Here is a 14,228-nt window from a genome sequence, read left to right on the forward strand (position 1 = left end):
ACAGTGGCTCAAAGCTGTGACCAGGTTGAAATTTCAAATAATCCCTATCAGGGATTGAAACTTACTTTGGCTTCAATATCCAGTAGTTCTAGCCAGTTGAAATTTCAAATAATCCCTATCAGGGATTGAAACATTATTTGGATGACCCCGAACGGACTTCGAGAAGTGTTGAAATTTCAAATAATCCCTATCAGGGATTGAAACGCAACTTGACTACTGTTTACCTTGACACACCCATTGTTGAAATTTCAAATAATCCCTATCAGGGATTGAAACTAAAGCTGTATCGGCATAGCATACTACTCTTGCTGTTGAAATTTCAAATAATCCCTATCAGGGATTGAAACAAGTTTCACAAAACCTCGTATATTCCACTTGGGCAATGTTGAAATTTCAAATAATCCCTATCAGGGATTGAAACGTCTATCTACATAAAGCTGAAGGTAGCTAGTTTGAGTTGAAATTTCAAATAATCCCTATCAGGGATTGAAACCTTTCCATCATTGCAGACTATTGCATAGACGACTTAAAGTTGAAATTTCAAATAATCCCTATCAGGGATTGAAACTAAGTTAGCTTCAGCACGAATGTTTACTAGTGATAGTTGAAATTTCAAATAATCCCTATCAGGGATTGAAACCTCAAATGTAGATAGCCTAACATCAACGGTAGTTGACTGTTGAAATTTCAAATAATCCCTATCAGGGATTGAAACCAGCAGGAGTGGACAATGTGTCTACACTGGTCGGGCTTGAGGTTGAAATTTCAAATAATCCCTATCAGGGATTGAAACCCCATGTAAGTAATGCACCGCACTTGCTCATATCAGTTGAAATTTCAAATAATCCCTATCAGGGATTGAAACGCGGATGTTGTGTCTAAGGCAGACTTTCTCTAGGGAGTTGAAATTTCAAATAATCCCTATCAGGGATTGAAACTTTGATTAAACGTGAATCAACAGCCCATTTACAGCAGTTGAAATTTCAAATAATCCCTATCAGGGATTGAAACTATTGAAGTTGTTGTGATTAGTTACTAGTCATTGGGTTGAAATTTCAAATAATCCCTATCAGGGATTGAAACATAACAATACTAATAATAAAATAAATGATTTGGTTGAAATTTCAAATAATCCCTATCAGGGATTGAAACGCGCTAGAGCCAAATACTTGAGCCAGTGTAGGGGAGTTGAAATTTCAAATAATCCCTATCAGGGATTGAAACACATTTGACGAGAGAAATGCAAGAGTAAATATTATGTTGAAATTTCAAATAATCCCTATCAGGGATTGAAACAAGATGCAACTATCAGAACTGATTAAGGAATTACAAGTTGAAATTTCAAATAATCCCTATCAGGGATTGAAACAGAGGTGGCGGCTAAGTTCTTCGTCCATGCTGTCGTTGAAATTTCAAATAATCCCTATCAGGGATTGAAACATTGTTATTTGTGTGGTCAATTTTGGGGTGGTGTAGTTGAAATTTCAAATAATCCCTATCAGGGATTGAAACACCAGCAAGCTTAAGCTCTTTAGCGTAATCGGGTTGCTCGGTTGAAATTTCAAATAATCCCTATCAGGGATTGAAACATGTTGCCAGACCTTGGTAGGCTTTAGGTATAAGTTTGTTGAAATTTCAAATAATCCCTATCAGGGATTGAAACCTGACAATGGTTTCTTAACCTTACCCCAAACTAGAAGTTGAAATTTCAAATAATCCCTATCAGGGATTGAAACACCGAAGTCAATCCCCATAACCATTAGGTTAAACCTGGTTGAAATTTCAAATAATCCCTATCAGGGATTGAAACTGAGATATTGGCGCGATCGCTGATGTACTTGTCTCGAGTTGAAATTTCAAATAATCCCTATCAGGGATTGAAACTCTCAGCCGTCCTTATTCCGTCCTACGGCTACTGGTTGAAATTTCAAATAATCCCTATCAGGGATTGAAACCAGGTGTACCAGCCCAGTATGTTGGCTCATCAAGTTGAAATTTCAAATAATCCCTATCAGGGATTGAAACGTACACATACATATCAAAGATGTATTCGGCCCCGCCAAGTTGAAATTTCAAATAATCCCTATCAGGGATTGAAACTGTGACGCTGATTGCTTTTAGTGCGTCTAGTAGCAGCGGTTGAAATTTCAAATAATCCCTATCAGGGATTGAAACGAAATTTTGACCAAGGGGAGCGTGGGAGAAAAAGGTTGAAATTTCAAATAATCCCTATCAGGGATTGAAACAGCAAAACTACCATAGGTTGGTCATGGTCTGATTTGTTGAAATTTCAAATAATCCCTATCAGGGATTGAAACGGGGCTATTTGTTTGGATATACTTGATATATCTATTAGATACAGTTGAAATTTCAATTAATCCCTAATAGGGATTGAAACATATCATCAACCTCTCTATTACCTATAAGTTTCTCTTTCCTTTATGCGCCTCTGCGGCTCTGCGTGAAGCTTAAGTTAAATATATGCAAGAAGTCTATTCTTCCAAATTATAGTTAGTCTTAGAGGTTGTTTGGAAAGTATTATTGTTAACATCAAAATCTGAAAAACCTAACCCCCCAGCCCCCATTCCCTTATAGGGAATGGGGTTTCAAAGCCTCTCTCCGCTTCGGGGAGAGGTTTGGAGAGGGGTTCTTAGTATCTTTTATGACTTTCCAAACTTCCTCTTAGGAGTTATAAATACATTAACTCAAGCAACTTTACAAGCTCTAGAAATTTTCAGGACTTAATTATTTTTTTGCCAATAATTGATTGTTTTTCATCTTTTATCATAAATTCCGTTTTATTAATTTTAATAATTTCATATTTTTCTGTTATAAACAGAGAAACTAAATTAAATACTATGTCTGCAATATTAATGTTAGGTAAGATTACTAAATTTAAATTTAAAAATGATTTAGGAGCAGCTTTAGCAATTAAACATAATCTTCTATCATCTACATACCATACACCAGAAAACTGATTACCTGTGAGCAATTCTCTAGGTTTAGATAAAATAAATGTTTGAGTCCTAGTTTGCCTATAAGTCATATCATCTTTAAATTCAATAGAAATTTTTTCCCACTCTTTATTAAATCGCCATTTTCCAAGAAGTAAAATTTCAATGTCCGTATCAGAAAGATTCATATCAATATTATTCATTGGCTTTATTTCTCTCTAGGATTAAATAGTTTGTAATTAATTTATAAATTATTTTCATTACAAACATTCACACGAGTAAAAAATAAGTGCATCTGCCATACTAGCCAAGAACCGACTCGCCAAGCTGCCATTGATAATGATTCTGCTGATGATTGGGGAAATATGTCAACAATATCTTCGTTATAGTGTAACCATGTGACTGGTAGGTGTCCCATCGGTGTTGTTGGAGATAAATTAAAAGTTAGTTGGTCGTACTTTAACCAATTTCCCTCCTTTCGCCACCCTAAGCGATCGCCAAGTTTCTTTTCTGTTTCGTAATCTACTTGTCCACCGATTTCAGCCCAAATACTTTGCTGAATACTAAAGCCGAAATAACCATGACTGTATTGTTGCCAAAGTTGATCAATTTTATGAAAAGCTTCACAAGAAAAATTGAGAATATCTTCTCTATAAACTTCATGCCAATCATACTTACCCATAACTTGCAGCATTAATTTTGCAGTTTCAATATCAGCATCTTGCCACTTGTGTTGTGCCAGCAGATTTTGTAATTGACTGTAATCAATAGCTGTAGTAAATTTAAATTCTTTGGTAAACTCAATATCATTATAAATTGGTTCTACTAATTCTATTTTTTCAGCAGCAAGTTGAGCAGGAGAAGAAATAACATCTGTTTCTACTATTCCTAGTACTTTTTTTTGCGCAACCAGTTGTGTAGACATATAATCAGAGATTAAGCAAATCGCTTGGTTTAAAGTTATTTCATTTCTGCTTAAATCAAAATTATAAACTTGCTCATCTAATAACTGTGCCTGGAAAAAAGCCTCTTGTAACCTATCTTTTTTCTCATAACTTGCCACTAACAAATTGAGGATATTATGAGAAATTTGATGAGTATCTTGTATTGTTAATAAATCTGATTGCGCATTTAAAGTACTACTTGCTAAATTTTGAATTTCTCCTACAGTTGCGTAAAAATCTGCATCTACTTTGACTACCTCATCTATTAAAGATTGAAACGGACTAAAGTAATCTTGCAGAGAGTTTTCCAGATTAATTGCTGTTTCAGCTATTTTTGCTATTTCTTGACGAATTTTTGTAGCTTTAATTTGATATTCATAAATCTCTTGATATACCTCTATATCTTTAACTATTTGCTGAATAGCGTACTTTTGATTTTTAGTATCTTCTGCTAAATCTTTAATTCCCTCACTCAGCAATTTTACTTTTTCTAAAATTAAAAGATTAGTATTACTTAACAGTAAAATGGATTTTAAATTTTCTTCCTTTTCCCAGGTTAATTTTTCAATAATTTGAGGATTATGATGATTTTTGACTTCTAACTTATTTCTTTCTTCGTTAATTTTTCTGATTTCTAGATATTTTTGGTTAAACAGATTTTTCCAGTCATCTATAAATTTTAATAAAAAATCTTGATAACTATCTTTGTAATTTTCTAAAAAATCAAGCAGTTGAGTGTAATCTCTAATTAATAATTTTACCTCTGCTAAAATCTCTCCTTGACTAAGTTTTTGTTGGCGTTTAATGATTCCCCAAACATAAGAATGAGATTTATTACCTGACTTTATTAAGTTTTGGCATTTTCTAATTTTTTTTTGAACTTTATTTAATTTGGAATTTTTGAGAATCGGAAATTTATATTTCTTATCATAAATCGTAATAGATTCATAAGTAATTAGTTGTTTGTGCTGTCTAACTCCCATCACTGATTCTAAAAAATATAAGTAGCTGCTAACTATTTAGCCATTTCAAATTCCAGTTTAAAAGGCACTAAATAAATTGGTATGGTAAAAGGATAAAATCTTGAAAAGTATGAACATACCTAATTTCTTACCCATTTCAACACTTGCGGGTCTTTATTATAGTGGAAAGTCACACCATCCTTAGTAGTAATCGGCTTTTCTTGACTAGCCTTAGTTTTGATTGTGCTAAGAGAATAATTTGTTAATTTTTTCAGTTCTTCATGAGAAAGACCTACAATTGTGGCTGTTCTTTGTTTGAATTCATCTTTAGGGGAAATATCTATGGTGATTTGCTCCTTTGGTAATGGTTCGATGGTAATTCCTTTTTGCTTTTGATAATCTTTTATAGAAACAAGTCGCCAATTAGATTCTTGTGAAAGTTCTAATACCCACTGATGATAATTCATCAAACTATCTCTATGTCCAACGCTAATGAAAGTTGTTTTTGTGTCTTGCAACTGTTGATACAAATTAGTTTCATTATTCAAATCTAAAGCGCTTGTTGCTTCATCTAAAATCGTGAAACTAGGATGTGTAATTAATAGTCGCGCAAAAGCGAGGCGTTGTTGTTCTCCTAAAGACAATATATTTTCCCAAGGAACTTCTGTATCAAAGCCATTTACACGGGTAAGCAAGTGTTGCAGATTAACTTGTTGTAAGATTTGTTCAAGTTCGCGATCGCTCATTTTTCTGTCTGTATGCGGATACAGTAACTGTTCGCGCAAAGTACCCAATATTATGTAAGGTCGTTGGGGTAAGAATAACACTTCTTGCAGAGGAGGACGCACCAGACGGCCATTTCCCGCATTCCATAAACCTGCGATCGCTCTCAATAATGAACTTTTACCCCTACCACTAGGGCCAACAATCAATAAACCTTCACCTGGCTGAACAGCAAGTGACAAATCTTCCACAATCACCTGCTCATAATTTGGCGTTTTTAATGTGACATTCTCAAAAGCTAAACGTTTTTCTTCTAGGACTTGAATAGTATTGATATTCTCTGGTTGTTTACTAACAGCGTCTAAAGCATCCGAAAACTCAGCTAAACGCTTTACATAACTAGAAAATCGCCCTGAAGCCCCAAACTCACCTATTAGTTGACCCAAAGCATTAGAAAACATAAAGCAAGCTACACTAACTTGATTTATTTCTCCATAATCAATTTGATCTTGCAGAAATAAAGGTGTGAGAATAAACATCGAAAATATACCAACCGCAGATTGATATGCTCTCCCAAAAGCATCTTGTCCTTTTTCAAAATTCATCCTGCGTTCCGCAGTTGTCAGAACATTATTAAATCTGCGTCGAATTATATTTAATTCTTCCGCTTCTCCTTGAAAAAATGCAATTGATTCAGCGTGATTACGAACATGAGTTAGGCAATAAGCAAAATCCGCTTTAAATTGAATTTCTTCCTGATTAATTTTATTTATTGCTTGATTTAAGAAAATAGCTATAAGATTACCTATAATTGTATAAATAACCAAATAAATGGCAATATCCCAAGAAATTGACCACAAAATTATCAGAGAGCTTCCCATTTCCAAAACTTTTTCTAGAAAAGTCTCTGAAAATCTCACAGCCAGGCTAGTAATCGGTTCTATTTCTTGGGATAGGCGTTGATCAGGATTATCTATATTAGATTTAAAATTGATTTTATAATAAGCTCGATTGCTCAGATATTTTTCTAAAATTTGATTATTTAGCCATTTGTACCAATCAAGAGCTATTTTTTTTCGGACATATCTTAAAGCAGTTACTAAAATGACTATCACTACAACAATGAGAGTAGATAGCCATAACGTGCTATTATATTTTTCAAGGTTTCTCTCTTCAATAACAATATCAATTACATAACGATTCCAATAGCTATTAGCGGCAGTTACACCTACAACTCCAACTATTAATAATAATAAGAGAATGAGCATTCCCCATGAACGAATCACATCTGCAAATGCTCTTCCTTCTGCTTTTGTTGGATACCAATAAGGTTGAGCAACTACTTTCACATCCTCCCAAAATTGAGCCAACACTGAAAAAGGATTTGTTATTTTTTGCTCACGTACAGATGAAGTTTGCATGTTTTCAAAATGTAGCCGTTCTTAATTAAACTAGTCAGTTTGAAATGGCCTTTGAGAATTAAGTTGACTCAGAGGCCATTTTTAGTTTTAGATATTAAAGATTTTTAGCTCCCCATGAAAAAAGGGAGCTATGGGTATCCAATCAAATGTACTAGGTTACTGGTTCCTCATCAACAATTTCGATTGTTTTCGGAGATGTACCTTCGTCAGATTCAGTAACAACTACTGGGTTGATATGATTTTTGAGCTTGAGTTTTAGCTCATCTGTAATTGGTAAATCTTGAATTTCTTTGAGCAGAAATCTCACAGATTCAGTTTTGCTACGTTCTGTATAAATAAGTTTGAGAATGTTTTCAATGCCAAATCCTGTAATATATTCTGTTAAAACGCCTACTAGTCCAAGCAGACCTAAACCACCCAATAGTCCCAACGGCCCGCCTAATGATGAAAGTAAGGCAACAACGGCAGCGACACTACCTCCTGATGAAGCCGTTGCAATCACGAAAAGTATGCCAGGAAGACCTAAACCAGCAATTTTTTTGACTAGTTCATCCATTTTACTTACCTATCAATCCTTGTATTTTAGGTGAAAACATGACTAAGAAATTGACGAATAATTTCTGAAAAACAGAAATTATTCATTTGCATTTAGCCCAACAAAAGACTACATAATTCATCGATTTTTTCGCTGTTTTCAGCAATCATTCGATGGGCTACAGCTTGTAGTTGACGTGTATTTTTGAGTTTGATGTTATCTATTTCTTCTAGTTCCTCATCTAAAAATGGTTGAAACCGATAGTAAGAACTTTTAGCTTCTGTATCGCTAGGTTCAAACAACCGTTCTAATTCTCCAGACACCACTTCACTACCACCATCGAACACAATATTTAAAAGTGGTCTACCCCATTGCAAGAGTCCCCAATTTTTGACTTCGTTATAAGGGTAGACACTCGTCAGCGAACCTGTCCCTAAAGAAACTACTAAGATATCTTCGATATTGAGAACTCTGTTGGTTTCTTTTTTACTACTAATTTGTGCTTCGATAATAGCTAAATGGGCTGGATTATTAGCAAAAACTCCCCCATCAATTAAAGTATAAAAGCCGTTGGTATTGTGGGAAGTTGGAATGCGATGGGGAGCAAAATAAGATGGAGTGGCACTAGTTGCTAATGCTACATCTAAGAGGGAAAAATCTCCACACAATTTGCGAAAATTTTTAGATTCGATCTGTTGTTTGTGCAGTTGATTTGTAAAGAATATGGGAATTCGTTGCTCGATATCGTAGCTAGTTACAAAAACTTCTTTGAGATTATTTTCTAGAGATGCGTGACCAAAATATTGCTTGAGAATTTCTTCTCTGCCTTTGGCTGGATATTTTGGTTGGAGAAATATATCCTCTATGGGGCCAAGTATTCTTTCAAAGAATGGCTCATAAAATATTTCTACACCATACTCAAGAAATAGTTGCAGTAACTCCTCAGCGGTGTATTCAGCTTGCGACAGGTGATCAGATTGTTCTGAACTTAATCGGGGTTTAGTGAGTCCCAAGGCTAGAATTCCACCACTGGAAGTACCAGCAATTAAATCAAACAAACTATATATCGGCTTTTGTGTCCGCCTTTCAATTTCTGCTAATAAAAGCGCTGGGATAATACCCCTGATACCGCCTCCATCAATAGCAAGTATTTTATATTTGGGTTTAGCTGTCTGTTCCATAGTTTCTTGTGGTTCCTGCTGAGAGAGTGTTTGTACTTCTGCTGCGTGAATATTGGTTGGAACTTCGCTTTGACTAGGTTGTTCTATTTTGGGTTCTTCAATTTGTAGCGGGAGAGTTATCAGGTTTAGGATACTATCAGCTTCTTCGTTGTTAGTTTGTGTTTGGGGAATTTCTTGTGGTTGTTCTTCGTCGTTGCTGGCTAATGGTACTGTTGCTGCTAATAAAGTTGTAGTTGTGGTTAGTGTTTCTTCTGGAGAAATAGTTGCTGTTTCAGTTGAAATTTCTTCTTGATACAATGGTTGGATTGCAAATGGAATTTGGGCTAATTCCCAAGTTGGATTACCACGTAATTTTCCTTCATGGGAATCTCCTGCTTGATTTTTAACCGTTGTTCCTTGGCCTTCATCTAATTTCCAGTAAGCTACTAATCCTGCTTCATTCCCAACTATTAGCCCACAACGATGAGTCTGAATTTGTTCTTGAGTACAAGGATAATTCCAAACGCTAATGTTAGCTAATTGTCCGGCGAAATATACTTGTTTGTGTAAAGTTGCACCCAGAGTTATAGCACTTGTGGCTTTGTTTAAAGATGAACCTCTCAGAGAATCATTGTATTCATGATCATCAAGGTACACGGTTAGTTGACCATTATCAAAAACAATGGCAAAAAAGTGCCATTGTCCTATTGTTAATTCTCCTTGGCCGAAGGTTTTGATACCCTTGCTAACAGTTTCATCAATAAAGATATCTAAGCTTCCTGTTTCACTGATACCGAACTCAAAATTATCGCTATATCGGTCTGAAGAACGGGCAAAAAATACATTACGCGTTCCATAGCTAGTAGCTTTATTTGTTAATTGATGAGGATTGATCCATCCTGAAACTGTAAAGGCTGAACTTCCTTGGGCAAAAACACCATCAATATCCTTTCTGCCAAAGTCTATATAATCATCTATGCCATCAAATGTCAAAACTAATTGAGTATGTAGCTGGTTGGTCACAAAATTTTAAACTCCAAATAAATAAAATAATTGGTAATTAAAAATAGATGTTTAAATATTAATAACAAATCAATACTCTGTACTTAATTTTTATTAGTTAACAATACTTCGGCGATCGCCTGCGAAATAGGATAGTAGGGTGAATATATCTCCAGCCAAAAAAATTCCCCGACTGGGTTAATTTCGAGGAATACATACCGACCATCAGGGGTAACAATCATATCAATTGCTCCATAGTTTAAGCCAAACTCAACCATCAATTTGAGCAGCTTTTTCTCAATATCTTCTGGCAAGGTGTAGGGTTGCCAATTCTTGGCTAAAGCTCTTCCTTCTTTGCGCCAGTCGTAAGTAGAGCCTTCTAAGCTTTGGGAGTCTACTGCGGCTGTAAATACACGGTGTCCCACAATAGTTGTGCGCAACTCCAGCGCCTTCGGCACGTTTTCTTGGAACGTCATCGGACAAAAACACAGCCCTTCCATATTCTCCAGATCATCGTTTGTAACTGGAGTGGTAAACACAACGTTTTCTCGCCCTTGCTCATCATAAATAGCAAAGGAAGAAAGCATCTTGGTGATGATGCCTTGCGGACACTCTTGAGCAAATTGTTTGACGGCTTCGGGATTGTTGGAAGTCAGAGTACGTGGAGTTAAAAGTCCAACTTTTTTTGCAACTTTCAACTGTAGTTGCTTATTATTAGCTTGATCCACATTTGACATTTTATCAAAGTGGAATCCTGGCAGGCTGGCAATCATTCCTCTAATCGTGGCGCGACATTCGTTAATTGAGGCATCTCTGTATTGTCTATCCATTGAGTCGGGAATTTTTTGTCCGTAGCGCATCCGCCGATACCAAACTGAAGACACTTCACTCAAATCGAGTTTTTGTTCGCCATCCGTAATAATTACTCGTTCAGTATCACCGGAATAAATATCTAGCTTGACTTCAGTAGGATATCTATCTGTATCAAACCGAAATGCTTTTTCTCCTCTAGCCTCTATTTCTTTGATGACTAAAGGAATGCTTTCGTTGTCTTTGCTAAAAGTAACTATTAAAACTGTCATAAAAAGTATGAATTATGAAGTGTGAAATATTAAATATATTTATTAATCTTTTCTCTGAAGTAGGGTATCTGCGATCGCACTTGCAATTGGCAAATCTAAATCTTTCTCTAACATTCCCCACTCACCTACGGGGTTATTTTCCAAAAAGACGTATTCGCCTGATGGTGTGAGGATAAAATCTAATGAGCCAAATGAAAGCCCAAATTTACCCATAAAAGCTTGCAGACGACGAACTACTTCATCAGGAAGCTGGTGATGTTGCCATGCACCAACCTCAACACCAGGTTTACGCCAATCAACTTTGGCTGCTGCATATACATCTGCATTTAGCGCTCCCACAAATACATTACCATCTACATACACCACCCGTAATTCTTGTTGCTTCGGGATTTGCTCTTGAAAAACCATTGGACAGTAGCGCAGAGACTCAGCATCTTCTAAGTCTTCTGCTTGGACGATGCTGGTGTACAAAAAGAACGAGGTGTATTCCATACTGCGGGAAAGTGGAGTTAGTAATTTGCTCACCATTTTTCCCTTGACTTGCTGGAAAAACTCTCGTGCTGCTTCTGCTTTGTTGGTGACAAGAGTTTGAGGAATAACAAAACCTACTTCAGATGCAATTCTTAGTTGACGCAGTTTGTTATTTGCATAATTTATCCGCTCTAAATCATCTACCCAACGAGCTTTTTTGAGGCTGTCCCAAAAATTATCTAATGTTGCTTGTGATTCTCTCACACAAGCTTCTCGGAACTGTGGTGCTAATTCTTGACTCAGTTGTGGTTCCCAAATGCGGCGCATCCATACAGCTTGCACCTGTTCTGTGCTGATAGAGTGGTTGTTGTATTCTATGGTGTGGTAGCTTTTAACCTTGTCAAAATGTGCTGTTAACTGTAGTTCTAGAGGAAACTTGTCAGTATCTAGACGAAATGGTTGCGCCCCTTTTTTTGACAAGGCTTCTGCTACTCTATCTATTGTAAAGAAATCACCACTATGGGTGATTAATAATACAACATCACGAGACAGGTGCATAAAATATTTTGCCTGATAATTTTTAAGAGGTAAATATTAAGAAATACTAAACAAATTCCTGGCTATATCTCCAGCTTGCGGAAGAAGTAAGGGATGTAGGAAACGCGATCGCTTCCATGTTATGTCTTAGGTAATATGAAAGCGATCGACTTCCCAAGAGTAGCTTTCAGTTATTTCAATAGAATTCAGAAGTCAGGAGTTAGAATTCAGTATATAGACATAGAGCAGCTGCTTGTGCAACTGGTGGATGAATTGCAAGGGTTTAATACCTCCACTAAATTAAAAATTTAGCCAGCTAAATTTAGTGACGGGTTGGAATACCCCACTAATTCATTCTGATTTCTGAATTCTGACTTTTGGATTCTTCAATAAATCACAGCTACTTCCTTAACTACAGATGAAGACTACGATGCTGCGTCTTCTGCATCTGAAGGAAACTTGAAAGTCCAAGGAAATGGAACAGAAGGAGTTTCTGTTCCTTCACCTTCAGCAGATTGTGCTTCCAAGAAACGCGCAAAGAATGGTACTACTGCAACGTTCGCTTTTTTAACTGTCTTTGTAGACATGGTGTTTTTCCTGACGGAAACTGTTTTTGCCATTAAATATATACCAGTAATTAAATATGTGTGCAAGGACAGTTAAGACAGTTAATAAGTAAATATGTTAAGGCTATTACGACAGTTAAGACAGTTAAGACAGTTAATTGGACAGTTAAGACATTTAAGCAAAAAAATATTTAATAATTAGCAATATTAAGTAATCAATATCAAAATATAAGTATGCTAATTTGAGTCCTGAATTATTTGTGGAAGTCGGTAACAGAGAAAAGGATAGAATCAAATAGGAATTTTATATAGCAATCATAATTTTATTTGTAAAAATTTAAGAGTGACACTCCGCACTACACCAAAATATCAGGTAAAAAGTACCAGATGTAAAGTTCTACTTTTATCACATTATTAGACCTGACTTTCCATGTTATGTGGAAAAACTAACATGAAACCTAACCCCCCAACCCTGACAGGTGTAGGTTTTTTACGTTCTGCCCTTAACAAAAATTAAGTGGCACTTATGTATAAAATAGTCAATTAAACCATAATATACTTAACTGAGATAAAAAGTTATGTAACAAATAAGTGTAAAAAATATTCAAAGTATTTACTTTAATTTATTACTCTACATATGGTGATATTTTCTCACCATTAGCTGGGAATAATCATTATATTTACGAATGACGAAATTTGCGCAATGCATGGACAATAAGACAAATAAATATGTTATTTAGACCTTTATAAGTTCATGCATATAATAAATACTTGGAATCTAGCCAAAAAATATTCAAGGAATAGGAATTTATTGATCAATATCATACTTGGGATAGTTTACAGCCAAGCAAAACAGCCTTATGTTTCTCAAGCCAGCATCAAAAAACATTTAATGATGGCAGTTGAACAGCTATATCATCAAACAGTCGAGAAAAGATTAGCGGGAATTTTAGAATTAGAAAAATTAGCAACGTCTTATTGCCAATATAATTGGGAAATAATAGAAATCCTCACTGCTTTTGTGCGTGAACATGCTCCTCATAAAACGCACACGGAATGTCAGGCTATTCCAGTATTCAAGATTCATCCAGATATTCAGGCATCTTTGAGTGTTATCAGTAAAATACACACCCAAAAATCCTCAGAATCTGAACAAATTGATTTAAGTTATACAGACTTAAGAAACACAAATCTCAGTGAAGCTAATTTCGCTGGTGCTAATCTTTACCAAGTCAATTTATCAGGTGCAAACCTTGCTGGTGCCAACCTGACTGGTGCAATTTTGAGTGCAGCAAACTTATCTGAGGCTAACTTGACTGGTGCGAACCTTTCAAATGCAATTATCAGTGCTGCTAATTTGTCTAAGGCTAACCTCACAACCGCAAATCTGAGCAGAGCGAACTTTTATCTAGCTAATTTGTATCAAGCTAATCTTCAAGATGCTATCTTTGATGGAGCTAATTTCCGAGAGGCAAAATTTTCCGGACAAGCGATGGTAAATGCTGAATAAAGTACAACAGTAGAATTCAGAGTAAGCTTTCTACCTAACTTTGAGCCTTCAATGATTTACTTGACTCTGCTGGCAATTTGATTGATTTCCGCGAAATTACTATTAATTACAGCTATATTCAGTTAATGAAAGCATAAAGTAGAAGCAGAAGGCTTGATGCCTTTACTAATCAGGATGAAAGTTTCCTAAGTATAAAGAAAAAATGAACTATTTAATCTTGATTGTCAAAGTATCATTACAAAGACGATTTTAAGTAATGATAGTGACATCAATGAAAATTAGCGACGGCATATTCAAAATTTTGGCGAAATGTTATACTCGTGCAAATCTCTAAGTAATAATTCTGTATTGTGAGGAATAT

9 protein-coding genes and 1 CRISPR repeat array (1 of these 10 only partly in view) are annotated in these 14,228 nt (G+C 35.6%); of the genes, 1 reads left to right on the top strand and 8 read right to left on the bottom strand.

What is annotated here, in order from left to right:
* Positions 1 to 2,398: direct repeats of the CRISPR family, unit length 37 nt; unit sequence GTTGAAATTTCAAATAATCCCTATCAGGGATTGAAAC; it begins 129 nt to the left of the window's first position.
* A gap of 336 nt (positions 2,399 to 2,734) precedes the next feature.
* From ACMX3D_RS05680 to ACMX3D_RS05715, 8 genes are all read right to left on the bottom strand, one after another.
* Entirely contained in the window at positions 2,735 to 3,157 is a 423-nt protein-coding gene (locus tag ACMX3D_RS05680; protein WP_482750478.1) for a hypothetical protein, read from the bottom strand.
* Positions 3,158 to 3,198: 41 nt separating this feature from the next.
* The gene (locus ACMX3D_RS05685) at positions 3,199 to 4,881 is read right to left on the bottom strand and encodes a GUN4 domain-containing protein (protein WP_482750479.1); all 1,683 of its coding nucleotides are present in this window, start codon (positions 4,879 to 4,881) and stop codon (positions 3,199 to 3,201) included.
* A 119-nt stretch (positions 4,882 to 5,000) separates the two neighbouring features.
* On the bottom strand, positions 5,001 to 7,004 hold the full coding sequence (locus tag ACMX3D_RS05690) for an ABC transporter ATP-binding protein/permease (protein WP_482750480.1): 2,004 nt from the start codon (positions 7,002 to 7,004) through the stop codon (positions 5,001 to 5,003).
* A 151-nt stretch (positions 7,005 to 7,155) separates the two neighbouring features.
* Positions 7,156 to 7,560, bottom strand: a complete 405-nt coding sequence (locus tag ACMX3D_RS05695) for a hypothetical protein (RefSeq protein WP_482750481.1) — start codon at positions 7,558 to 7,560, stop codon at positions 7,156 to 7,158.
* Between the two features lie 92 nt (positions 7,561 to 7,652).
* On the bottom strand, positions 7,653 to 9,722 hold the full coding sequence (locus tag ACMX3D_RS05700) for a patatin-like phospholipase family protein (RefSeq protein ID WP_482750482.1): 2,070 nt from the start codon (positions 9,720 to 9,722) through the stop codon (positions 7,653 to 7,655).
* An 83-nt stretch (positions 9,723 to 9,805) separates the two neighbouring features.
* The gene (locus ACMX3D_RS05705; RefSeq protein ID WP_482750483.1) at positions 9,806 to 10,783 is read right to left on the bottom strand and encodes an MvdD family ATP-grasp ribosomal peptide maturase; all 978 of its coding nucleotides are present in this window, start codon (positions 10,781 to 10,783) and stop codon (positions 9,806 to 9,808) included.
* Between the two features lie 42 nt (positions 10,784 to 10,825).
* Entirely contained in the window at positions 10,826 to 11,812 is a 987-nt protein-coding gene (locus ACMX3D_RS05710) for an MvdC family ATP-grasp ribosomal peptide maturase (protein WP_482750484.1), read from the bottom strand.
* Positions 11,813 to 12,216: 404 nt separating this feature from the next.
* Complete coding sequence (locus ACMX3D_RS05715; protein WP_482750485.1) at positions 12,217 to 12,378, bottom strand: microviridin/marinostatin family tricyclic proteinase inhibitor; 162 nt, start codon at positions 12,376 to 12,378, stop codon at positions 12,217 to 12,219.
* 790 nt (positions 12,379 to 13,168) lie between these two features.
* Here ACMX3D_RS05715 and ACMX3D_RS05720 point away from each other — a divergent pair.
* Positions 13,169 to 13,867 carry a pentapeptide repeat-containing protein gene (locus ACMX3D_RS05720; protein WP_482750486.1) on the top strand — a complete coding sequence of 233 codons (699 nt, stop codon included), beginning with the start codon at positions 13,169 to 13,171 and terminating at the stop codon, positions 13,865 to 13,867.
* Positions 13,868 to 14,228 lie beyond the last annotated feature (361 nt).

It is taken from the genome of Anabaena sp. TISTR 8404 (assembly GCF_056847745.1).